Origin of the sequence: Mycobacterium sp. E3251 (assembly GCF_001666835.1) — a bacterium.
GTDB lineage: Bacteria > Actinomycetota > Actinomycetes > Mycobacteriales > Mycobacteriaceae > Mycobacterium.
In genome coordinates this window covers 44,960-68,795 of the sequence record NZ_LZJF01000200.1, presented here as the reverse complement: position 1 = coordinate 68,795, position 23,836 = coordinate 44,960, and the positions used below count along the sequence as shown (strand labels likewise).

Annotated in this window: 21 protein-coding genes; 20 read left to right on the top strand and 1 reads right to left on the bottom strand. The window is 68.5% G+C overall.

The window, feature by feature from the left end:
• The 3 genes from manB to manA form a co-directional block, all read left to right on the top strand.
• Window positions 1–1,030, top strand: a 1,030-nt coding sequence (gene manB / locus A5697_RS25985) for a phosphomannomutase/phosphoglucomutase (RefSeq protein ID WP_067947629.1), incomplete at its 5' end; no start/stop codon positions are given.
• Entirely contained in the window at window positions 1,027–2,127 is a 1,101-nt protein-coding gene (locus A5697_RS25980; protein WP_067947637.1) for a TobH protein, read from the top strand. The genes manB and A5697_RS25980, both read left to right, overlap by 4 nt.
• Before the next feature lie 8 nt (window positions 2,128–2,135).
• Window positions 2,136–3,362: a mannose-6-phosphate isomerase, class I gene (gene manA, locus A5697_RS25975; protein WP_067947638.1), complete on the top strand. Its 1,227-nt coding sequence runs from the start codon at window positions 2,136–2,138 to the stop codon at window positions 3,360–3,362.
• On the opposite strand, the gene A5697_RS25970 is transcribed toward manA, so the two are convergent.
• Entirely contained in the window at window positions 3,340–4,716 is a 1,377-nt protein-coding gene (locus tag A5697_RS25970; protein ID WP_197501121.1) for an NAD(P)/FAD-dependent oxidoreductase, read from the bottom strand. The genes manA and A5697_RS25970 overlap by 23 nt on opposite strands.
• Window positions 4,717–4,815: 99 nt before the next feature.
• Here A5697_RS25970 and A5697_RS25965 point away from each other — a divergent pair, with 99 nt between their 5' ends.
• From A5697_RS25965 to A5697_RS25885, 17 genes are all read left to right on the top strand, one after another.
• A complete protein-coding gene (locus A5697_RS25965) occupies window positions 4,816–6,324 on the top strand; it encodes an APC family permease (protein ID WP_067947640.1) in 1,509 nt (502 codons plus the stop codon).
• 101 nt (window positions 6,325–6,425) lie between these two features.
• Window positions 6,426–7,667: an alkane 1-monooxygenase gene (locus A5697_RS25960; protein WP_068012608.1), complete on the top strand. Its 1,242-nt coding sequence runs from the start codon at window positions 6,426–6,428 to the stop codon at window positions 7,665–7,667.
• Window positions 7,664–7,891: a rubredoxin gene (locus A5697_RS25955; protein ID WP_067947642.1), complete on the top strand. Its 228-nt coding sequence runs from the start codon at window positions 7,664–7,666 to the stop codon at window positions 7,889–7,891. Before A5697_RS25960 ends, A5697_RS25955 begins: the two co-directional genes overlap by 4 nt.
• Entirely contained in the window at window positions 7,888–8,070 is a 183-nt protein-coding gene (locus tag A5697_RS25950) for a rubredoxin (protein WP_066956259.1), read from the top strand. Before A5697_RS25955 ends, A5697_RS25950 begins: the two co-directional genes overlap by 4 nt.
• A gap of 68 nt (window positions 8,071–8,138) precedes the next feature.
• Complete coding sequence (locus A5697_RS25945) at window positions 8,139–8,735, top strand: TetR family transcriptional regulator (protein WP_156673457.1); 597 nt, start codon at window positions 8,139–8,141, stop codon at window positions 8,733–8,735.
• 99 nt (window positions 8,736–8,834) lie between these two features.
• Window positions 8,835–10,307, top strand: a complete 1,473-nt coding sequence (gene ahcY / locus A5697_RS25940; RefSeq protein ID WP_068012607.1) for an adenosylhomocysteinase — start codon at window positions 8,835–8,837, stop codon at window positions 10,305–10,307.
• A gap of 92 nt (window positions 10,308–10,399) precedes the next feature.
• Window positions 10,400–11,089, top strand: a complete 690-nt coding sequence (locus A5697_RS25935; protein ID WP_068012605.1) for a dTMP kinase — start codon at window positions 10,400–10,402, stop codon at window positions 11,087–11,089.
• Between the two features lie 80 nt (window positions 11,090–11,169).
• Complete coding sequence (mtrA, locus tag A5697_RS25930) at window positions 11,170–11,856, top strand: two-component system response regulator MtrA (RefSeq protein WP_046187325.1); 687 nt, start codon at window positions 11,170–11,172, stop codon at window positions 11,854–11,856.
• A 49-nt stretch (window positions 11,857–11,905) separates the two neighbouring features.
• Window positions 11,906–13,579 carry an MtrAB system histidine kinase MtrB gene (gene mtrB / locus A5697_RS25925; RefSeq protein WP_082953600.1) on the top strand — a complete coding sequence of 558 codons (1,674 nt, stop codon included), beginning with the start codon at window positions 11,906–11,908 and terminating at the stop codon, window positions 13,577–13,579.
• A complete protein-coding gene (gene lpqB, locus A5697_RS25920; protein WP_197501119.1) occupies window positions 13,579–15,336 on the top strand; it encodes an MtrAB system accessory lipoprotein LpqB in 1,758 nt (585 codons plus the stop codon). The genes mtrB and lpqB overlap by 1 nt, the downstream gene beginning before the upstream one ends.
• A gap of 96 nt (window positions 15,337–15,432) precedes the next feature.
• Window positions 15,433–16,074 carry a ComF family protein gene (locus A5697_RS25915; protein ID WP_067947647.1) on the top strand — a complete coding sequence of 214 codons (642 nt, stop codon included), beginning with the start codon at window positions 15,433–15,435 and terminating at the stop codon, window positions 16,072–16,074.
• A 323-nt stretch (window positions 16,075–16,397) separates the two neighbouring features.
• Window positions 16,398–17,066, top strand: coding sequence for a ribosome hibernation-promoting factor, HPF/YfiA family (gene hpf / locus A5697_RS25910; protein WP_067947648.1), 669 nt, complete (start codon window positions 16,398–16,400; stop codon window positions 17,064–17,066).
• Between the two features lie 97 nt (window positions 17,067–17,163).
• Window positions 17,164–19,986, top strand: coding sequence for a preprotein translocase subunit SecA (secA, locus tag A5697_RS25905; RefSeq protein ID WP_068012604.1), 2,823 nt, complete (start codon window positions 17,164–17,166; stop codon window positions 19,984–19,986).
• Window positions 19,987–20,125: 139 nt separating this feature from the next.
• Window positions 20,126–20,872, top strand: a complete 747-nt coding sequence (locus tag A5697_RS25900; protein ID WP_068012602.1) for a hypothetical protein — start codon at window positions 20,126–20,128, stop codon at window positions 20,870–20,872.
• Window positions 20,873–20,905: 33 nt separating this feature from the next.
• On the top strand, window positions 20,906–22,456 hold the full coding sequence (locus A5697_RS25895; protein WP_082953599.1) for an HD domain-containing phosphohydrolase: 1,551 nt from the start codon (window positions 20,906–20,908) through the stop codon (window positions 22,454–22,456).
• Window positions 22,457–22,525: 69 nt separating this feature from the next.
• The gene (gene mddA, locus A5697_RS25890; protein WP_067947655.1) at window positions 22,526–23,281 is read left to right on the top strand and encodes a methanethiol S-methyltransferase; all 756 of its coding nucleotides are present in this window, start codon (window positions 22,526–22,528) and stop codon (window positions 23,279–23,281) included.
• 71 nt (window positions 23,282–23,352) lie between these two features.
• On the top strand, window positions 23,353–23,835 hold the full coding sequence (locus A5697_RS25885; RefSeq protein ID WP_068012599.1) for a cation:proton antiporter regulatory subunit: 483 nt from the start codon (window positions 23,353–23,355) through the stop codon (window positions 23,833–23,835).
• The last annotated feature ends 1 nt before the right edge of the window (window position 23,836 follow it).

Below are 23,836 nucleotides of genomic sequence, written 5' to 3'. Positions count from 1 at the left end.
GGTCGGCGCCGAGAGCGGCCTGCGCATCATCAGCGAGGACGTCATCGCCGGCGTCGAGCGCTATGACGGACCACCCGGAACCGTCACCGACCGCGACGTGCTGGACGACTACGGGACGTTCCTGCGTTCGCTGGTGAACACCTCGGGGCTGCGTCCCTTGCGGGTGGCCGTGGACGCCGGCAACGGCATGGCCGGCCTCACCGCGCCCGCGGTGCTCGGCGCGATCGACTCAATCACCTTGCTGCCGTTGTACTTCGAGCTCGACGGCACGTTTCCCAATCACGAGGCCAACCCGCTCGACCCGGCCAACCTGGTCGACCTGCAGAAATACGTCGGCGCCGTCGGTGCGGACATCGGGCTGGCCTTCGACGGGGACGCCGACCGATGCTTCGTCGTCGACGAACGCGGCCGGCCGGTGTCGCCCTCGACGGTGACCAGCCTGGTGGCCGCCCGGGAACTGGGCCGCGAGATCGGCGCCACCATCATCCACAACGTGATCACGTCGCGGGCCGTGCCCGAGCTGGTCACCGAACGCGGCGGCACGCCGCTGCGCTCGCGGGTCGGACACTCCTATATCAAGGCGATGATGGCCGACACCGGCGCCATCTTCGGCGGCGAACACTCCGCGCACTATTACTTCCGCGACTTCTGGGGCGCGGACTCCGGAATGCTCGCCGCGCTGTACGTGCTGGCCGCCCTCGGCGAGCAGGACCGGCCGTTGTCGGAGCTGACCGCCGACTACCAGCGCTACGAATCGTCGGGCGAAATCAACTTCACGGTGGCGGACGCCGCGCTGTGCACGGAGGCGGTGCTGAAGTCCTTCGGCAGCCGGATCCACTCCATCGACCACGTGGACGGGGTGACGGTCGACCTGGGCGACGGCAGCTGGTTCAACCTGCGCAGCTCCAACACCGAGCCGTTGCTGCGGCTCAACGTGGAGGCGCGCAGCGCCGAGGATGTCGACGCGGTGGTCGCCCAGATCAGCGCGCAGATCCGCGCGCAGTCGGCGCCCGCCGGGGCCGCGCCGTGAGCGCGGTCCGGGCGATCGATCTGGAGGACACCGAGGGCCTGCTGGCCGCCGACCGGGATGGCCTGCTGCGCTCGGCGTCGTCGGCCGGCGCGCAGGTGCGCGCGATTTCCGCCGCCGTCGACGAGGGCGCGCTGGACCCGTTGCGGGCCGACGACCGACCGCGCAGCCTGATCTGGGTCGCCGGCCGCGGGGCGGCCGAAACCGCCGGCGCCATGGTGGCCGCGACGGTGGGCGGTGCGGCGTCCGAGCCGATCGTGCAGACCGCCGAGGTTCCGCCGTGGATCGGCCCGCTCGATGTGCTGATCGTCGCGGGCGACGATCCCGGCGACCCGGCGCTGGTCAGCGCCGCCGCGACCGGGGCGCGCCGCGGGGCGCGGGTCGTGGTCGTCGCGCCGTACGAGGGCCCGCTGCGGGATGCCACGGCCGGCCGGGCCGCGGTGCTGGCGCCACGGCTTCCGCTCCCCGACGAATTCGGGTTGTGCCGCTACCTGGCCGCCGGCCTGGCCGTCGTGCAAAGCGTGGACCAGCGGCCCAGCATCGACCTGGGTGCGCTGGCCGACCAGTTGGACGCCGAGGCGCTGCGCAACAGCGCGGGCCGTGAGCTGTTCACCAACCCGGCCAAGACAATCGCCGCGCGCATCGCCGACCGACAGGTCGCGCTGGCCGGGGACTGCGCCGCGACGCTGGCGCTGGCCCGGCACGGCAGCTCGGTCCTGCTGCGCATCGCCCACCAGGTGGTCGGCGCCACCGGATTGTCGGACGCCGTCGTCGCGCTGCGCGCCGGGATCTCCGGCGGCTTCCTGGATCCCGCCGAGGCGCTTTTCCACGACGAACAGATCGACGGGCCGCTGGCCCCGCGCCCGCTGGTGCTGGCCCTCACCCTGTCTGCCGAACAGCCGATCGTGGCGGCCCGGACCGCGGGGCTCGACGACGTCTATCTGCTGGCCGCCGAAGACGTGCCCGACGGTCCCGGCGGCTCGGCGGGTTCGACGGTCGCGCCGGCGTTGGGTGGCGCCATCAGCGCCGAGCAGCAACTGGCAGTATTGGCCGTTCGACTGGAGATGGCCGCGGTTTACGCGCGACTGGTGCGGGGATAGATAGAACAGTGGAACTGCTTCGCGGAGCCTTGAGGACCTACGCCTGGGGATCGCGTACCGCCATAGCGGAGTTCACCGGGCGTTCGGTTCCGGCCGCCCATCCGGAGGCCGAGCTCTGGTTCGGCGCGCATCCGGGCGACCCTGCCTGGCTGGAAACCGGCGCCGGCGCGGAGTCCCTGCTCGACGCGCTGGTCGCCGACCCGGAGGGGCAGCTCGGCCCGGGGGCGCGCGCCCGGTTCGGTGACGTGCTGCCGTTTCTGGTCAAGGTCCTCGCGGCCGACGAGCCGCTGTCCCTGCAGGCCCACCCGAGCGCGGCGCAGGCGGCCGAGGGTTACCTGCGCGAGGAGCGGCTGGGCATTCCGCTGTCCTCCCCGGTGCGCAACTACCGCGACACCTCTCACAAACCCGAGCTGCTGGTGGCGCTCCAGCCGTTCGAGGCGCTGGCCGGATTCCGGCCGGCGTCGCGCACCGTCGAGCTGCTGCGGGCCCTGGCCGTCTCCGACCTCGACCCCTACATCGAGTTGCTCAACGACCAGTCCGACGCCGACGGACTGCGCGCGCTGTTCACCACCTGGATCACCGCACCGCAGCCCGACATCGACGTGCTGGTGCCGGCCGTGCTAGACGGTGCCATCCAGTACATCAGCTCGGGCGCAACGGAATTCGCCGGCGAGGTCAAGACGGTGCTGGAGCTGGGGGAACGCTATCCGGGCGACGCCGGGGTGCTGGCGGCCCTGTTGCTGAACCGCATCACCCTGGCCCCGGGCGAGGCGATCTTCGTGTCGGCCGGCAGCCTGCACACCTACCTGCGGGGTTTCGCCGTCGAGGTCATGGCCAACTCCGACAACGTGTTACGGGGCGGCCTGACCCCCAAGCACGTCGACGTCCCCGAGCTGCTGCGGGTGCTCGACTTCGCGCCGACCACCGAGGCGGAGGTGCGAGCACCCGTTCACCGCGAGGGCTTCGGCCTGATCTACGAGACCCCGGCCGACGAGTTCGCGGTCGCGTTGCTGGAGCTCGACGGCGACTATCTGGGCCACGAGGTCGACGCCTCGTGCAGCCACGAGGGTCCGCAGATTCTGCTGTGCACCGAGGGCTGCACGACCGTGCACGGCAAGTCCGGATCGCTGACGCTGCAACGGGGGATGGCCGCCTGGGTGGCGGCCGACGACGCCCCGATCCGGCTGGTCGCGCGCGAGCCCAGCAAGCTGTTCAGGGCGACTGTAGGGCTGTAACGGCCCGCCGGTCCTTCGCGGCCTGACGGCGCTCGCCCAGCCACAGCCGCAGGTTGTGGGCGATGGTCCGGCCGACGATGCGCGGCGGCGGAACCATATAGAGGCTGTCGAGTAGCGAAAAGCGGCGCAAAAACCATTCCGCCAGAACCGGATCGGTTTCGGCGGCCCCCAGGAACTGGTCGAACAGCGCGCCGGAGGGCCGCCACCACCACGGGATGGGCCCCTTGGTGTCGGCGTGGTGGAAGGTGACGTCGCCGATCGCGTTCATCGTCCACACCGGAAACGTGCTCTTGGCCGTCGCTCGGTTCAGCGCGGCGGCCACCTCGTCGTCCGGCAGTTGCAGGGCGCGGCGCAGGTGACCCGCCTGCAGTGAGGTCATCGTCATGCCCTGCCCGAAGGTGGGGTTGAAGCTGGCGACGGCGTCGCCGAGGGGGATGATGCCTGCCGGTAGGCGGTCCAGCTTGTCGTAGCGGCGCCACTTGCTGGCCGGGAAGGCGTGGAAGGCCGGCTCCCCGATCGGGTCGGCCTGCTTCAGCGCCGCGCTCACATGGGGCGGGACCAGCTCCTCGGCCAGTTCCAGCATCTCGGGAAAGGTCTGCGGCGGTTTGACGCTGGCCACCCCGAAGGTGGTCAGCACCCAGGTCCCGTCCTCGTAACACAGCATGCCCAGCCCCAGCGACTTGTCGTGCGAGGCGCCGGCGACCACCACCTTCTCGGCGATGAGACCGTCGGGGATGCGGAACTGCTGGGTCGCGTAGTAGATGCCGATGTCGAGGAGGTCTTCCCTCGGCCGCTCATATCCCCACTGCGTCAGCCACGTCGGCAGCCGGGTGCCCCGGCCCGCCGCGGCGACGACGAGGTCCGCGGCGACGAATTCCGGGTCCCCGCCGTCGACGGGGTCCAGCAGCACCCCGGTCACCCGCTGGCGCGCCGGGTCGAACCGCGGTTCGGCCACGGAGCGGCGCATCATCGCGACGTTGTCGGTGTCGCGGACGCGTTTGCGCAGCTGCCACTCGAGGTGCGGTCGGCTGGGCACGTACGCGGTGAATTCGTCGCGCAGGGTGTGCCCCGTGCCGAGCACGTGGCCGGCGGCGCCGAGGTGGATGCAGTCGGGCCGGTTCTCCAGCATGGGCACGCCCGCGGCCACCATGTCCTGCAGCAGCCCGGGGAACAGGCTCTCGAACTCCATTGCGCCGCGGGCCATCAGCATGTGCAGGTGCCGGTCCTGCGGGACCGTCGTGCGGTTCGTCGGTGTGCTCGGCAGGTCGTCGCGTTCGTAGACGGTGACGCGCGAATACGCATCCGAGAGCACCCGCGCGGCGCACAGTCCGGCGATGCTTCCCCCGATGACCACAGCATGGTCCCTGGTGTTTGCTTTGGTGTCCGGCATCTCGGCAGAGTACCCAGTACTGTCACGGACCAATGGGTCCCAGTGAATGGGAAAGGGCGGCGGATGGCCAACCGATGGCGCATGAAGTCGGTCGAACAATCGATCGCCGACACCGACGAGCCAGACACCCGGCTTCGCAAGGAGCTGACCTGGTTCGACCTGGTCGTTTTCGGGGTCGCCGTGGTGATCGGCGCCGGAATCTTCACCGTGACCGCGTCGACGACCGGCGACATCACCGGGCCCGCGATCTGGATTTCGTTCATCATCGCCGCGGTCACCTGCGCGTTGGCGGCACTGTGTTACGCGGAGTTCGCCTCGACGCTGCCCGTCGCGGGCAGCGCCTACACCTTCTCGTATGCCACCTTCGGGGAGTTTCTGGCCTGGATCATCGGCTGGAATCTGCTGCTGGAGCTGGCGATCGGCGCGGCCGTCGTCGCCAAGGGCTGGTCGAGCTACCTGGGTAACGTGTTCGGATTCGCCGGCGGCACAACCAGCCTCGGGTCTTTCGACCTGGACTGGGGCGCGCTGCTGATCGTCGCGGGGGTGGCCACCCTGATCGCCCTGGGCACCAAGCTGTCGTCGAGGTTCTCCGCCATCATCACCGGCATCAAGGTCTCGGTGGTGCTGTTGGTCGTCGTCGTCGGTGCCTTCTACATCAAGACCTCCAACTTTTCGCCGTTCATTCCCAAGCCCGAAGCCGGGCACGAAGCCTCGGGCGTGAACCAGTCGGTGCTCTCGCTGATGACCGGCGCGCACAGCAGCCACTACGGCTGGTACGGCGTGCTGGCCGGCGCATCGATCGTGTTCTTCGCGTTCATCGGGTTCGACATCGTCGCCACCATGGCCGAGGAGACCAAGCGGCCGCAGCGCGACGTCCCGCGGGGAATCCTGGCGTCGCTTGCGATCGTGACCGTGCTCTACGTGGCCGTCTCGGTGGTGCTGTCCGGGATGGTCTCCTACACCCAGCTCAAGACCCTCCCCGGCCACAAGCCGGCGAACCTGGCCACGGCGTTCACGGAGAACGGAATCCACTGGGCCAGCAAGATCATCGCGATCGGGGCGCTGGCCGGGCTGACCACCGTGGTGATGGTGTTGATGCTCGGCCAGTGCCGGGTGCTGTTCGCGATGGCGCGCGACGGGCTGTTGCCGCGGCAGCTGGCGAAGACCGGCACGCGCGGCACCCCGGTGCGGATCACCGTGCTCGTCGCGCTGGTGGTGGCCCTCACGGCGTCGGTGTTCCCGATCGCCAAGCTCGAGGAGATGGTCAACGTCGGAACGCTGTTCGCGTTCATCCTGGTCTCGGCCGGCGTCATGGTGCTGCGCCGCACCCGCCCGGACCTCGAGCGCGGCTTCCGGGCCCCCTGGGTTCCGGTCCTGCCGATCGCCTCGATCTGCGCGTGCGTGTGGCTGATGCTCAACCTCACCGCGCTGACGTGGGTGCGGTTCGGCGTCTGGCTGGTGGTGGGAACCGCGATCTACGTGGGCTACGGATACCGGCACTCGGTCCAGGGCCGCCGCGAGTCGGAGGGGGTCGAAGCGCCCGCGGGCGCCGAACCGGACACCGTGCCCTAGGCGGATTGCTTTACAAAAGTACGTCTGGTGTCTAGACACGAGACGCATATGGCGATATTGTCAATCTCCAGCGTGGTGTGACTCACAAGGAGGTTTGGCATATGACCACACTGGAACCGCAGGTGACGCCCGAAGCGGCCGAGCCGCCTGTCTGGCGGGACAAGAAGCGGCGCCTCTGGCTGATGGGTCTGATCGCCCCGACGGCGCTGTTCGTCATGCTGCCGATCGTCTGGGGCCTCAACCAGCTCGGCTGGCACGCCGCCGCGCAGGTGCCGCTGTGGATCGGGCCGATCCTGCTCTACATCCTGCTGCCGATTCTGGACCTGCGGTTCGGGCCCGACGGGCAGAACCCGCCCGACGAGGTGATGGAGCAGCTGGAGAACGACAAGTACTACCGCTACTGCACCTATATCTACGTTCCGTTCCAATACCTCAGCGTGGTCTTCGGCGCCTACCTGTTCACCGCCTCGAACCTGCACTGGCTCGGCTTTGACGGCGCGCTGGGCTGGGCGGGCAAGCTGGGCCTGGCGCTGTCGGTCGGCGTCCTCGGCGGCGTGGGCATCAACACCGCCCACGAGATGGGGCACAAGAAGGACGCGCTGGAGCGGTGGCTGTCCAAGATCACCCTGGCGCAGACCTGCTACGGCCACTTCTACATCGAGCACAACCGCGGCCACCACGTGCGGGTGTCCACGCCGGAAGACCCCGCGTCGGCCCGCTTCGGGGAGACGTTCTGGGAGTTCTTGCCGCGCAGCGTGTTCGGCAGCCTACGCTCGTCGCTGCGGCTGGAGGCCCAGCGAATCCGCCGGCAGGGGAGCAGTCCGTGGAACCCCAAGACATATCTGTCCAACGACGTGCTGAACGCCTGGCTCATGTCGGTGGTGTTGTGGGGGGTGTTGATCGCGGTCTTCGGCCCGGCGCTGATCCCGTTCGTGATCATCCAGGCTGTCTTCGGCTTCAGCCTGCTGGAGGCCGTCAACTACCTGGAGCACTACGGGCTGCTGCGGCAGAAGAGTGGCAACGGTCGTTACGAGCGCTGCGCTCCGGTGCACAGCTGGAATTCCGACCACATCGTCACCAACCTGTTCCTGTACCACCTGCAGCGGCACAGCGATCACCACGCCAACCCGACCCGCCGCTACCAGACGCTGCGCAGCATGGAGGGCGCGCCCAACCTGCCGAGCGGGTACGCATCGATGATTTCGCTGACCTACATCCCGCCGCTGTGGCGCAAGGTGATGGACCACCGGGTGCTGGAGCACTACGACGGCGACATCACCAAGGTCAACATCCACCCGCGGATGCGCGGCAAGGTGCTGGCGCGCTACGGGGTGCCGGCATGATCGCCTACCGCTGCCCAGGTTGCGACTACATCTACGACGAGGCGAAAGGCGCCCCGCGGGAAGGCTTTCCCGCGGGCACGCCCTTCAGCGACATCCCCGACGACTGGTGCTGCCCCGATTGCGCGGTGCGCGAGAAGGCCGACTTCGAGACGTCGTCCGGCGACGATGCAGCCGCGCAAGCGGGTGAGGAGGAGCCGGACAATTGGATAGGAGTGAATCAGTGACCGACTACAAGCTCTTCATCTGCGTGCAGTGCGGCTTCGAGTACGACGAGGCCAAGGGCTGGCCGGAAGACGGCATCGCCCCCGGGACCCGCTGGGACGACATCCCGGAGGACTGGAGCTGCCCGGATTGCGGCGCCGCGAAATCCGACTTCGAGATGGTGGAGATCGCCCGTTCGTGATCGCCACGAACGCGATCGAAGAACCGGAAAGCGTCGCGAAAGCAGCTATTGTCGCGCCTGTGAAGCGGATGCCGTACCCCGAGGCGTCGCGCGTCCTGTTGCGCGACTCGGTGCTGGACGCCATGCGCGAGCTGCTGGGCACCCGCGACTGGTCGGCCATCACGCTCTCGGACGTGGCCCGCGCGGCGGGCATCAGCCGGCAGACCATCTACAACGAGTTCGGCTCGCGGCAGGGCCTGGCGCAGGGTTACGCCCTGCGCCTGGCCGATCGCCTGGTCGACGCGGTCGGGGCAGCGATCGACGCCAACGTCGGCAACATCTACGAAGCGTTCCTGCAAGGCTTTCGCGCCTTCTTCGCGGAGTCGGCGGCCGACCCGTTGGTGATCTCCCTGCTGACCGGTGTCGCCAAGCCGGACCTGCTGCAGATCATCACCACCGACAGCGGACCCATCATCACGCGGGCGTCCGAACGGCTGAGTGCGGCATTCACCCAAAGCTGGGTGGCCACCAGTGACGAGGACGCCGGCGTGCTCGCGCGGGCCATCGTGCGACTGGCGATGAGCTACGTGTCGATGCCGCCCGAGGCCGACCACGACGTCGCGGCGGACCTGGCCCGGCTGATGACGCCGTTCGCGGAACGTCACGGCGTCGTCAACGTGCCCTGACGCCTGCTGCCCCCGCGGCCGCCGACTACAGTGGCGCAAGAGCGCATACCTAAGCTAAGTAATCCTCTTGGACCCTAAGCCGCAGAAGGAATGAGATTTATGACGACGACCGAAAGTTCGCTGACCGCCGACGTCCGCAACGGCATCGATTTCAAGGTCGCCGACCTGTCGTTGGCGGACTATGGTCGCCGGGACATCGAGCTCTCCGAGCAGGAGATGCCGGGTCTGATGTCGCTGCGCCGCGAGTACGCCGAAGTGCAACCGCTCAAGGGGGCGCGGGTCTCGGGCTCGCTGCACATGACGGTGCAGACCGCGGTCCTCATCGAGACCCTCGTCTCGCTGGGCGCGCAGGTCCGGTGGGCGTCGTGCAACATCTTCTCCACCCAGGACCACGCCGCCGCCGCAGTGGTCGTCGGCCCGCACGGCACACCCGAGGAGCCCAAGGGCGTCCCGGTGTTCGCCTGGAAGGGCGAGACGCTGGAGGAGTACTGGTGGGCCGCCGAGCAGATGCTGACCTGGCCCGACGAGCCGGCCAACATGATCCTCGACGACGGCGGCGACGCCACCATGCTGGTGCTGCGCGGCGCGCAGTACGAGAAGGCCGGCGTGGTGCCCCCGGCGGAGGACGACGACCCCACCGAGTGGAAGGTCTTCCTGGAGCTGCTGCGCAAGCGCTTCGAGACCGACAAGGACAAGTGGACCAAGATCTCCGAGTCGGTCAAGGGCGTCACCGAGGAAACCACCACCGGCGTGCTGCGCCTGTACCAGTTCGCCGCGGCCGGCGACCTGGCCTTCCCGGCGATCAACGTCAACGACTCGGTGACCAAGTCCAAGTTCGACAACAAGTACGGCTGCCGGCACTCCCTGATCGACGGCATCAACCGCGGCACCGACGTCCTGATCGGCGGCAAGAAGGTGCTGGTCTGCGGCTACGGCGACGTGGGCAAGGGCTGCGCGGAGTCGGTCAAGGGCCAGGGGGCGCGCGTCGTCGTCACCGAGATCGACCCGATCAACGCGCTGCAGGCCCTGATGGAGGGCTACGACGTCGCGACGGTCGAGGACGCGATCGGCGAGGCGGACATCGTCATCACCGCCACCGGTAACAAGGACATCATCACCCTCGAGCACATGAAGGCGATGAAGGACTACGCGGTGCTGGGCAACATCGGGCACTTCGACAACGAGATCCAGGTCGCGCAGCTCGAAAAGTCCGGCGCCACGAAGACCAACATCCGCCCGCAGGTGGACGTGTGGACGTTCAAAGACAGCGGCAAGTCGATCATCCTGCTCTCCGAGGGGCGGCTGCTGAACCTGGGTAACGCGACCGGCCACCCGTCGTTCGTCATGAGCAACAGCTTCTCCAACCAGGTGATCGCCCAGATCGAGCTGTGGACCAAGAACGACGAGTACGACAACGAGGTCTACCGGCTGCCCAAGCACCTCGACGAGAAGGTGGCCCGCATCCACGTCGAGGCGCTCGGCGGCAAGCTGACCAAGCTCACCAAGGAGCAGGCCGAGTACATCGGCGTCGACGTTGACGGCCCCTACAAGGCCGACCACTACCGCTACTGAGGGTGCCCCGCTGCCGAACGTGAAACTAGTTTCACGCTCGGCAGCGAGTGTGAAAATAACTTCACGCTCGTCGGCCCGATAGGCTCGGCGCCGTGCTGATCGCGATCGAGGGAGTGGACGGCGCGGGCAAGCGGACGCTGTCCGACGGACTGCGCAGAGCCTTCGAGGCGGCCGGGAAGTCGGTGGCGATCGTGGCGTTCCCGCGCTACGGGAAATCGGTGACCGCCGACGTCGCGGCCGAGGCCCTGCACGGCCAGCACGGTGATCTCGCGTCGTCGGTGTATGCGATGGCGTTGCTGTTCGCGCTCGACCGGGCCGGCGCCGTCGAGGACATCGAGGCCCTGCGCCGAGACCACGACGTGGTCATCATGGATCGCTACGTCGCATCCAACGCGGCCTACAGCGCCGCGCGCCTGCACGAGGACGCGGGCGGGGCGGCGGCCGCCTGGGTGCTCGAGCTCGAGTACCGCCGGCTCGGGCTGCCCGCCCCCGACTGGCAGGTGCTGCTCGCGGTGCCGGCCGAGCTGGCCGGGCAGCGCGCCCGCAGCCGGGCGCAGTCCGACCCCGGCCGGGCGCGCGACAGCTACGAACGCGACCACGAACTGCAGCTGCGCACGGGCGCCGTCTACGCCGAACTGGCAGCCGCGGGCTGGGGCGGACCCTGGCTGGTCGCCGACGCGGACGTCGACCCGGACCGGCTGGCCGCCACCCTCACCGGAGCCAAAGAGGTCCCCGCAACCGCCCGGAAGGGCACGGCGGGGGCCTCGAGCACGGGAATTTGACCGAATTTGCATCCATATTTGCGGCTCGGCGCAAGAAACGCCCGTGTGGCGCGCCGGGTTTGTCCCGATCTGGTGACACCATGGACTCCATGAGGCAAAGGATTTTGGTCGTCGATGACGACGCTTCGCTGGCCGAGATGCTCACCATCGTGTTGCGTGGGGAGGGTTTCGACACCGCGGTCATCGGTGACGGCACCCAGGCCCTGACTGCGGTGCGCGAACTGCGCCCCGATCTGGTGTTGTTGGACCTGATGCTGCCGGGCATGAACGGCATCGACGTCTGTCGCGTGCTGCGCTCCGATTCGGGCGTGCCGATCGTGATGCTCACCGCCAAGACCGACACCGTGGACGTCGTCCTCGGCCTCGAGTCGGGCGCCGACGACTACATCATGAAGCCATTCAAGCCCAAGGAGCTGGTGGCCCGGGTGCGGGCGCGGCTGCGGCGCAACGACGACGAGCCGGCCGAGATGCTGTCCATCGCCGACGTCGAGATCGACGTGCCGGCGCACAAGGTGACCCGCAACGGCGAGCAGATCTCCCTGACGCCGCTGGAATTCGACCTGCTGGTCGCGTTGGCGCGCAAACCGCGGCAGGTGTTTACTCGTGATGTGCTGCTCGAACAGGTGTGGGGCTACCGTCACCCAGCGGACACCCGCTTGGTGAACGTGCATGTCCAGCGTCTGCGGGCCAAGGTTGAGAAAGACCCTGAGAACCCGACAGTGGTGTTGACCGTTCGAGGAGTGGGTTACAAGGCCGGACCTCCGTGATCCGCATCGGAGACGATGCAGAACGGAGTGATGCTGAGGAGCGCCGTCATTGATCTGGGGCTCCCGGCGACGCACTCGGAGCCGTTGGGGGCGCTCCGGTCCCATGACTCGCGGCATGGGTGCGGTGAGTCGAGCCGTTGCCGTTGCGTGGCGCCGGTCGTTGCAGCTGCGCGTAGTGGCGCTGACGCTCGGGTTGTCCCTGGCGGTGATTTTGGCGCTCGGCTTCGTGTTGACTTCTCAGGTCACCAATCGTGTGCTGGACGTCAAGGTCAAGGCCGGCATCGAACAGATCGAACGCGCGCGCACCACCGTCGGCGGGATCGTTAGCGGCGAGGAGACGCGCTCGCTGGACAGCAGCCTGCAGCTGGCCCGCAACACGTTGACGTCCAAGACCGACCCCGCGTCGGGCGCCGGGCTGGCCGGCGCGTTCGACGCGGTGCTGATCGTGCCGGGCGACGGGCCGCGCGCGGCGACCACGGCCGGGCCCGTCGACCAGGTGCCGAATTCCCTGCGCGGCTTCGTCAAGGCCGGGCAGGCGTCGTACCAGTACGCCACCGTGCACACCGACGGATTCTCCGGTCCGGCGCTGGTCATGGGCACGCCGGCGTCGTCCCAGGTGGCCAACTTGGAGCTGTACCTGATCTTCCCGTTGAAGAACGAGCAGGCCACCATCACGCTGGTGCGCGGCACCATGATCACCGGTGGCGCCGTGCTGCTTGTGCTGCTCGCCGGGATCGCGCTGCTGGTCTCGCGCCAGGTGGTGGTGCCGGTGCGGTCGGCGTCGCGGATCGCCGAACGCTTCGCCGAGGGCCACCTGTCCGAACGGATGCCGGTGCGCGGCGAGGACGACATGGCCCGGCTCGCGGTGTCGTTCAACGACATGGCCGAGAGCCTGTCCCGCCAGATCACCCAGCTCGAAGAGTTCGGCAACCTGCAGCGCCGGTTCACCTCCGACGTCAGCCACGAACTGCGCACCCCGCTGACCACCGTGCGGATGGCCGCCGACCTCATCTATGACCACAGCGCCGACCTCGACCCCACGCTGGCGCGGTCCACCGAGCTGATGGTGAACGAGCTGGACCGGTTCGAGTCGCTGCTCAACGACCTGCTGGAAATCTCCCGGCACGACGCCGGTGTGGCCGAGTTGTCCGTCGAGGCAGTGGATCTGCGCACCACCGTGCAGAGCGCGCTCAGCAACGTGGGCCACCTGGCCGAAGAGGCCGGCATCGAGCTGCTCGTCGACCTGCCCGACGAGGAAGTGATCGCCGAGGTCGACACCCGGCGGGTGGAGCGGATCCTGCGCAACCTGATCGCCAACGCCATCGACCACGCCGAACACAAGCCCGTGCAGATCAGGATGGGCGCCGACGAGGACACCGTCGCCGTCACCGTCCGCGACTACGGGGTTGGGCTGCGGCCCGGCGAGGAGAAGCTGGTGTTCAGCCGGTTCTGGCGGGCCGACCCGTCGCGGGTGCGCCGGTCCGGCGGCACCGGGCTCGGCCTGGCGATCAGCGTGGAGGACGCGCGCCTGCACCAGGGCCGGCTCGAGGCGTGGGGCGAGCCGGGCGAGGGCTCGTGCTTCCGGTTGACACTTCCGCTGGTTCGCGGCCACAAGGTCACCACCAGCCCGCTGCCCATGAAGCCGATTCCGCCGACCGCCAACACCGGCCCGCAGCCGAAAGACCGTTCGCACCAACGTGAACACGCCGAGAGGAGCGGGTGATGCGGCGCCTGCTCGGGTTGTTGCTGCTGGCGGTGCTGCTGGGCGGCTGCGCGGGGGTACCCAGCTCGTCGGCGCCCCAAGCCATCGGCACCGTCGAGCGGCCGGCACCGTCGAATCTGCCCAAGCCCACGCCGGGCATGGACCCCGACGTGTTGCTGCGCGAATTCCTCAAGGCGACAGCCGATCCCGCGAACCGGCATCTGGCGGCCCGGCAGTTCCTCACCCAGTCGGCATCCAACGCGTGGGACGACGCCGGTAGCGCGCTGCTGATCGACCATGTCGTGTTCGTGGAAACCCGTGCCGCCGAACGGGTTTCGGCGACCATGCGGGCGGATATCCTCGGCTCACTGTCGGACATGGGGGTGTTCGAAACCGCCGAGGGGGTGTTGCCCGACCCGGGCCCGATCGAGTTGGTGAAGACGTCGGGCGGGTGGCGGATCGACCGCCTGCCCAACGGAGTCTTCCTGGACTGGCAGCAGTTTCAGTCCACCTACAAGCGCAACACCCTGTACTTCGCCGATCCGACCGGCAAGACCGTGGTCCCCGACCCGCGCTACGTCGCGGTCGCCGACCATGATCAGTTGGCCACCGAGTTGGTCTCCAAGATGATCGCCGGGCCGCGGCCGGAGATGGCCCACACGGTGCGCAACCTGCTCGCCCCGCCGCTGCGGCTGCGTGGACCGGTGACGCGGGCCGACGGCGGCAAGAACGGGATCGGGCGCGGCTACGGCGGCGCGCGCATCGATCTGGAGAAGCTGTCCACCACCGATCCGCACAGCCGGCAATTGCTTGCCGCGCAGATCATTTGGACCCTGGCCAGGGCCGATATCCGCGGGCCGTACGTCATCAACGCCGACGGCGCACCGCTGGACGACCGGTTCGCCGAGGGGTGGACGACCTCCGACGTCGCCGCCACCGACCCGGGCGTGGCGGACGGGGCGGGCGCCGGGCTGCATGCCCTGGTGAACGGCTCCCTGGTCGGCCTGGACGGACAGCGCATCAGCAACGTGCCGGGGGCCTTCGGGCGGATGGGGGATCAGACCGGGGCCGCGCTGTCCCGCAGCGGGCGGCAGGTGGCGTCCGTCGTCACGCTGCACCGCGGCGCGCCGGACGAGGCGGCGTCGCTGTGGATCGGTGACCTCGGTGGCGAAGCGGTCCAATCCGCCGACGGGCACAGCCTGTCGCGGCCGAGTTGGTCGTTGGACGACGCGGTCTGGGTAGTGGTGGACGGCAACAACGTGCTGCGCGCGATCCAGGAGCCGGCGTCGGGCCAACCCGCCCGCATCCCGGTCGATTCCGTCGCTGTGGCCACCCGTTTCCCGGGGCCGATCACCGACCTGCAGCTGTCCCGCGACAGCACGCGCGCCGCGATGGTGATCGGCGGCCAGGTGATCCTGGCCAGTGTCGAGCAGACCCAGGCCGGCCAGTACGCGCTGACCTACCCGCGGCGGCTCGGCTTCGGGCTGGGCAACTCGGTGGTGTCGCTATCCTGGCGAACCGGCGACGACATCGTGGTGACCCGCACGGACGCCAGCCATCCGGTGTCGTACGTCAACCTCGACGGGGTGAACTCCGACGCGCCCGCCCGGGGCCTGCAGATGCCGGTGATCACGGTCGCGGCCAACCCGTCCACGGTTTACGTCGGCGCTCCCCAAGGGGTGCTGCAGTATTCGGCGGCGGCCGCCGAAAGCCAACAGGGCTGGTCGGAGGTGCCGGGGTTGACGGTGTTCGGCGCGGCGCCGGTGCTGCCGGGCTAGTGGCGATCGCAAGCGCGGCGTAGCCGGGCGAAGCGGGTCGCCACCATAGGCTGAGACAGCCAAGGCCATGTCGGTCCCGGCCGCGACACTGGCTCCATGCTCGACCTCATCCTGCCGCTGCAGTGCGGCGGCTGCGGGGCGCCGTCGACCCGCTGGTGTGACGCGTGCGCGCGGGAGCTGTCGGTGGCCGCCGACCAACCGCACGTGGTGAACCCCCGGATCGACCCGCAGGTGCCGGTGTTCGCCCTCGGCCGCTACGCCGGCGCGCGCCGGCAAGCCATCCTGGCGCTCAAGGAGCAGGGCCGCGGCGACCTCGTCGGGCCGTTGGCGGTTGCGCTGGCCACCGGCGTGCACCGGTTGCTGACGTGGGGGATCGTCGAGACGCCGCTGACCGTCGTGCCGGCGCCCACGCGTCGTTCGGCGGCGCGCCGGCGCGGCGGCGACCCGGTCACCCGGCTGGCGCGCACCGCGCTCGCCGGCCACCCGGCCATCGCGGTCGCCCCGGCGCTGCGGATGCGGGCGCTGGTTCGCGACTCGGTGGGCCTCGACGTGGCGGCCCGTGAGCGCAACGTCGCGGGCCGGGTGGTGCTGCGCGGAACACGGCGCCCCCCATCGGACGCCGAGGTCTTGATTGTCGATGACATCGTCACCACCGGGGCGACGGCCCGCGAGTCGGTGCGGGTGCTGGACGCCGCGGGCGTCCGGGTGACCGCCGTGCTGGCGGTCGCTGTCGCGTAAGGCTGTGTGGTCGCCAAGCGGATGTGAAGAACTCGCAACAGCTCAGCGAAATTACTGGCATGGCGAGGCGAACACGAGCTAACGTCGAGAACAACGTTAACCAACTCACTGGTCTGCCTCACTGGTCGCGACATTCCCAAAGTTGAGACCCCACTCGCGGGAAGGGGTGAGTATTCGACACCTTGCATCGGCGAGCACTCTGCGGCGGTGACTTCTTCTGAGGACCGCTCTCCCACCTCGTCGGCGCGTCGTTAGCAAGCCGGGCACGCAGGGCGCGTGCGACGTGAAAGAGAAACGAGTTGTCACGTATGTCAAGGCTATCCGTGGATTCCGGTCAGATTCTCGACCAACCGCCGACGCAAACCGACGGCCAACCTCAACCGACGACCACTGCCGAAGTCGTTTTCAAGGGCCGCAATGTAGAAATTCCCGACCACTACCGTCTGTACGTCTCCCAGAAACTTGCCCGCCTCGAGCGGTTCGATCGCTCCATCTATCTCTTCGATGTCGAGCTCAAACACGCGCCCAATCGGCGCCAGCGCAAATCCTGTCAACGCGTGGAGATCACCGCCCGCGGCCGCGGTCCGGTCAGCCGGGCGGAGGCCTGCGCCGACAGCTTCTATGCGGCGTTCGAGTCCGCGGTGGACAAACTCGAGAACCGGCTGCGCCGGGTCAAGGACCGGCGCAAGGTCCACTACGGCGACAAGACGCCGGTGTCGCTGGCCGCCGCCACCGCGGTCGTGCCGCCGCCGCGGCAGGAACGCATGGCGGAGCCGCCCGCCGACCATGACGGCGCCGACGCCGGCCACGAGCCCGGGCGGATCGTGCGAACCAAGGAGCACCCGGCCACGCCGATGACGGTCGACGACGCGCTCTACGAGATGGAGCTCGTCGGGCACGACTTCTTCTTGTTCCACGACAAGCAGACCGAACGGCCGTGCGTGGTCTACCGCAGGCACGCCTACGACTACGGGCTGATCAGGCTGTCGTAAGGTTCGGCGGCCTCTGCGGGGTTGTCACCTACCATGGGAGTCGCTCAAGAGAAGAGACTCCTACCAACAGGGGACCATCCCAAAAGGGGACAACACCGTGCTGTCGAAGTTGCTGCGCCTTGGCGAAGGTCGCATGCTCAAGCGTCTCAAGCGGGTGTCTGACTACGTCAACACCCTGTCCGACGAGGTCGAAAAGCTGACCGACGCGGAGCTGCGGGCCAAGACCGACGAGTTCAAGAAGCGGCACGCCGACGGTGAAAGCCTCGACGACCTCCTGCCCGAGGCGTTTGCGGTGGCGCGGGAGGCGGCCTGGCGGGTGCTCGACCAGCGCCCGTTCGACGTGCAGGTGATGGGCGCCGCGGCGCTGCACTTCGGCAACGTCGCCGAGATGAAGACCGGTGAGGGCAAGACCCTGACCTCGGTGTTGCCGGCCTACCTCAACGGCATCGGCGGCAAGGGTGTGCACGTCGTCACGGTGAACGACTACCTGGCCAAACGCGACAGCGAGTGGATGGGCCGCGTGCACCGCTTCCTCGGCCTGGACGTCGGCGTGATCCTCGCCCAGATGACGCCGGACGAGCGCCGCGTGGCCTACAACGCCGACATCACCTACGGCACCAACAACGAGTTCGGCTTCGACTACCTGCGCGACAACATGGCGCACTCGCTCGACGACCTGGTGCAGCGCGGGCACAACTTCGCGATCGTCGACGAGGTCGACTCCATCCTCATCGACGAGGCCCGCACCCCGCTGATCATCTCCGGGCCTGCCGACGGCGCCTCCAACTGGTACCTCGAGTTCGCCCGACTGGCGCCGCTGATGGAAAAGGACGTCCACTACGAGGTGGACCTGCGCAAACGCACCGTCGGCGTGCACGAGCTGGGCGTCGAGTTCGTCGAGGACCAGCTCGGCATCGACAACCTCTACGAGGCCGCCAACTCGCCGCTGGTCAGTTACCTCAACAACGCGCTGAAGGCCAAGGAGCTGTTCAACCGCGACAAGGACTACATCGTCCGCGATGGCGAGGTCCTCATCGTCGACGAGTTCACCGGCCGCGTGCTCTACGGCCGCCGCTACAACGAGGGCATGCACCAGGCCATCGAGGCCAAGGAGCACGTCGAGATCAAGGCCGAGAACCAGACGCTGGCCACCATCACGCTGCAGAACTACTTCCGGCTCTACGACAAGCTCGCCGGCATGACCGGTACCGCCCAGACCGAGGCGGCCGAGCTGCACGAGATCTACAAGCTGGGCGTGGTGCCCATCCCGACCAACAAGCCGATGATCCGCACCGACTGCTCCGACCTCATCTACAAGACCGAGGAAGCCAAGTACATCGCGGTGGTCGACGACGTCGTCGAACGTTACGAGAAGGGCCAGCCCGTCCTGATCGGTACCACCAGCGTCGAGCGCTCGGAGTACCTGTCGCGGCAGTTCCAGAAGCGGCGCGTCCCGCACAACGTACTCAACGCCAAGTACCACGAGCAGGAGGCGCAGATCGTCGCCGTGGCCGGCCGCCGCGGCGGGGTCACGGTAGCCACCAACATGGCCGGCCGCGGCACCGACATCGTGCTGGGCGGCAACGTCGACTTCCTCACCGACCAGCGGCTGCGCGAGCGTGGCCTCGATCCGGTCGAGACCCCCGAGGAGTACGAGGCGGCCTGGCACGAGGAGCTGCCGCTGGTCAAGGAGGAGGCCGGCAAGGAGGCCGCCGAGGTGGTCGAGGCCGGCGGCCTGTACGTGCTGGGCACCGAGCGTCACGAGTCGCGACGCATCGACAACCAGCTGCGCGGCCGCTCCGGCCGGCAGGGGGACCCGGGCGAATCGCGCTTCTACCTGTCGCTGGGCGACGAGCTCATGCGCCGGTTCAACGGAGCCGCGCTGGAGGCGATGCTGAACCGGCTGAACCTGCCCGACGACGTGCCGATCGAAGCCAAGATGGTCACGCGGGCGATCAAGAGCGCGCAGACCCAGGTCGAGCAGCAGAACTTCGAGGTCAGAAAGAACGTCCTCAAGTACGACGAGGTGATGAACCAGCAGCGCAAGGTGATCTATGCCGAGCGTCGCCGCATCCTGGAAGGCGAGAACGTCAAGGACCAGGCGCTGGGCATGGTCCGCGACGTGGTCACCGCGTACGTCAACGGCGCGACCGCCGACGGCTACGCCGAGGATTGGGACCTGGAGGCGCTGTGGACGGCGCTGAAGACGCTGTACCCGGTCGGCATCGAGCACGAGAAACTGATGCGCCTGGACGGTGACTCCGACCGCGACGACCTCACCCGCGAGGAGTTGCTCGACGAGCTGCTCAAGGACGCCGAACGTGCTTATGCCGCAAGGGAAGCCGAGCTCGAGGAGCTCGCGGGCGAGGGCGCGATGCGGCAGCTGGAACGCAACGTGCTGCTCAACGTCATCGACCGCAAATGGCGCGAACACCTCTACGAGATGGACTACCTCAAGGAGGGCATCGGGCTGCGCGCGATGGCGCAGCGCGATCCGCTGGTGGAGTACCAGCGCGAGGGCTACGACATGTTCATGGCCATGCTCGACGGCATGAAAGAGGAGTCGGTCGGCTTCCTGTTCAACGTCACCGTCGAGGCGGTGCCGTCCCCGCAGGTCGCACCGGTGGAAACGCCGGAGGGGCTCAAGGACCTCGGAACCGCCGCCGACCAGGGCGACACCGCCCCGGCCCCGCGGGAAGAGCTGCCAACCCAGTTGCGAGCCAAGGGCATTGACAACGAGGCCCCGGCCATGACCTACTCCGGCCCGTCGGAGGACGGCTCGGCGCAGGTGCAGCGCAACGGCGGCGACGGGAAGGCCCCGGCCGGGGTTCCTGGCGGGGCGAGCCGGCGCGAGCGGCGGGAAGCCGCCCGCCGGCAGGGCCGCGGCGCCAAGCCGCCCAAATCGGTGAAACGGCGCTAACCCCTCCCCTTTTCGCGAATGTGCGGCTAGCTGCACACTCGGCGCCGAGCGTGCGGCTGGCTTCACACCCGGCGGGTGCCGGAAGATTTGAGGCAGCCGCCCCATGCGGTGTGGCCGTGCGGGCGCGCACCATTCACGCATGACCAAAGCACGCACCCCACTGGACGCCGCCACGGCCGTCCTGCAAAAGCCCGACCTGCCCGCCGGAGACGACGAACGATTCGTCGGCTTCGGTGTCATGGGCCTTCCGTTCGCCAGCGGCCACTATCTGGCGCTGCGGCATTTTCCGGCCACGTCGTTTTCGCCCGGCTACCGGTCGGTGTGGCATCGCGACCCCGACGGGGCGTGGACCTTCTACGCGACGACGCCGGGTCCGCAGAGCTGCGCTCGCTTCTTCAGCGCGGCGACCCCCAACGACGCGGTGCAGTGCGACATCGACGTCGCCTGGGTCACCCCGTGGTCGCTGTTCGTGGAGATCCCGGGATTGCTTGCTTGGCAGATCGATATCGGTTCCACTCCGTCGACGCGACTGATGAGCGTGGTCGGCGGGCGGTTGCCGGCGCGCGCGTGGACGAACCGGGCGGTGCTGGCCGCGATCGGCCGAGCCGCGGGCCCGACCCTGCGCGCCGGCCGGGTCCGGCTCTCGGGAACAGCGCCCAACGGGCAACGATTCATGATCGCCCCCGCGCGGGTATGGGCCGTGATGCAGTCGCGCGCCATATGGCGCGACGTGGACCTCGGGCCTGTCGGTCCGCTGCCGCGTCAACCGCGGCTGGCCGGTTTCCGGCCGCCGCAACGGGGCCTGTTCGTGGTGGGCTCGGGACATTTCGAAACGTTCGACGCCGACCGACATCATGCCGTCGGGCGCACTGTGCCAATCGGCTGACCGCGGGCCGATGAGCTGGGCACAATGAGGCCCATGTCGGAGCCCGAATTGCCGACCCGTGCGGAGCTGCTGGCGGCCCTGTCGGTGGCGATCGACCTCGGTCTGGGCCAGCCCGCCGAGCACATGCTGCGGGCGGCGCTGATCGCGACCAGACTTGCCGACCGGCTCGGGCTCGACGCGGAACAGCGGGACTGCACCTACTACACGACCTTGGTCATGTGGATCGGCTGTCACGCCGACTCGCATGAGTACGCGCGGTGGTTCGGCGACGACATCGCCGTGCGCCACGACTCGTATCTTGTTGATTGGTCGGGCTTACCGTACTTGCGGTTCCTGGCCGGGAACGTGGGGCGCGGCCACCCGCTGGCGCACCGGTTGAGCGTGATGGCAACGCTGTTCGCCAACGCGCGCGGCCACATCTCCCGGTTGATCCACTCGCATTGCACCTCGGCGGCCGTGCTGGCCGACCGGATCGGCCTGGGCCCCAACGTGCAGGCGGCGGTCGCGTTTGCGTTCGAGCGCTACGACGGCGGTGGGCTGCCCGCCGGAGCCCGGGGCGACGAGATCCCGATTCAGATGCGGATCGCCCAGCTGGCCGACATGGTCGAGGTGCACCACCGGACCTATGGCGTTGCGGGGGCCGTGGCCATGGTGGGCGACCGGCGCGGCGGACAATTCGATCCCCAGGTGGCCGACGCCTTCCTTCGCCACACCGAGGAGGTTCTGGCCGGCCCGCCGGCCGGCGACGCGTGGGCGGCGGCTCTGGCCGCGGCGCCCGATCGGCATCGACGGCTTGACGACCGATCGCTGGACGCGCTACTCGTCGCCCTCGGCGACTTCGTCGATCTGAAATGCCCGTTCACCCTTGGACATTCGCGTGCGGTGGCCCGGCTCGCCGGGGACGCCGCGCGAGCCGCGGGTGTCGACGCCCACGCGGTGGCCCTGACGCGGCGAGCGGGGCATGTCCACGACCTGGGCCGCATCGGGGTGTCGAATCAGATCTGGTCCAGGCAAGGATCGTTGACGGCCTCGGAGTTCGAACGCGTTCGGCTGCACCCGTATTTGACCGTGCGCATCCTCAACCAGGTATCCGGCCTGCGGCAGCTTGCCGAAGTCGCGGGCAATCACCATGAATGCCTTGACGGGTCGGGATATCCCCGCGGGCTCGCCGGGCCGGCGCTCGGCCCGCCGGACCGCATTCTGGCTGCGGCGGTCTGCTACCAGTCCGCTTGCGAGCCGAGGCCGTATCGCGAACAGATGTCGCCGGACGCGGCGGCCCGGCGGCTGCGCGGGCGGGTGCAAGCCGGTGAACTCGAATCGGTCGCCGTCGAAGCAGTGCTGCACGCGGCGGGTCAGCCGGCGCAACGGCCCCACATGCGGCCGGACGGGTTGACCCCCAGGGAGATCGAGGTGCTGTGCCTGGTCGCGCGCGGCGCCTCGAACAAGGAGATCGCCGCGTCGTTGGTGATCAGCGAGAAAACAGCCCGCAACCATGTCGAACGGACCTACGCCAAGATCGGCGTATCGAACCGCATCGGCGCCAGCATGTACGCGCTGCACAACGGACTAGTCAAAAATGCCTAGGGCCCCGCTCGCCGAAGATGAGGCAAACGACCTATATCCGAACGTGTGTGGCCGGCGGACACTTAGCCCATGAAGCGATACTTGACGCTTGGTTACGGCGCCGCGGCATACCTGCTCTTCCTCGCGGCCTTTCTGTATCTCATTGGTTTCGTGGGCAACCTCGCGGTGCCGCGAAGCGTCGATCACGCGCTCACCGCGCCAGTCACCGCGGCGATACCCATCAACGCGGCGTTGGTGGCCTTGTTCGGCCTGCAGCACAGCGTGATGGCCCGGCCCGCGTTCAAGCGATGGTGGGTGCGGTTGGTGCCGACGTCGATCGAGCGCAGCACCTATGTGCTGCTGTCGAGCGTGGTGCTGGCCCTGCTGTACTGGCAGTGGCGGACGATGCCGACGGTCCTTTGGGATGTGCGGATGCCGGCGGCCCGCGCGGCGTTGTGGGCGCTCTTCTGGCTCGGCTGGGCGATCGCGCTGCTGGCGACGTTCCTGATCAACCATTTCGATTTGTTCGGGCTCCGGCAGGTGTATCTGGCATCGCGCCAAAAGCCTTACACCAGTGTCGAATTCCGCGTACGTCTGCTCTACCGCGTGGTGCGTCACCCGCTGATGCTCGGGATGCTCATCGCGTTCTGGGCGGCGCCGACCATGACGGCGGGACACCTGCTGTTCTCGATCGGCATGACGACCTACGTCCTGATCGCCACGCAGCTCGAAGAGCGTGACCTGGTCGCGTCTATCGGCCACCCCTACCGCGAGTACCGCCGCGAGGTGTCGATGCTGCTGCCGATTCCGCGCCGCCAGGCCACGGGCGTTGCCCGGCAGGGCTGAATCTTTGTAATTCGTTTGCGGCTCGGCGATCGGATGACGGCGCCTGCAGTCGACCTGTCAGGATTGACGGTATGGATGTCAAGGAGGTGCTGCTGCCGGGCGTCGGCCTTCGCTACGAATTCACCGATCACAAGGGCGACCGCATCGGCATCATCGCGCGGCGCAGCGGCGATTTCGAGGTCGTCGTCTACGCCCGGGAGGACCCCGACGAGGCCCGGCCGCTCCTGCACCTCAGTGACGAAGAGGCCGAGGCGGTGGCCCAGATCCTGGGGGCACCGCGCATCGCGGAGCGGTTCACCGAGTTGGCCCGCGAAATACCCGGACTCGAGACGGGGCAGGTCCACATCCTCGCCGATAGCCCCTTCGTGGGCCATCCCCTGGGCGACACCCGCGCCCGCACCCGCACCGGCGCCTCCATCGTCGCGATCGTGCGAAACGAGGAAGTGCTCGCCTCGCCGGGTCCGGCCGAAATGCTCTATGCAAGAGACGTTTTGATTGTCATCGGCACCCAGGAGGGCATCGCCGGCGTCGAACAGATCATCGACAAGGGCTGAG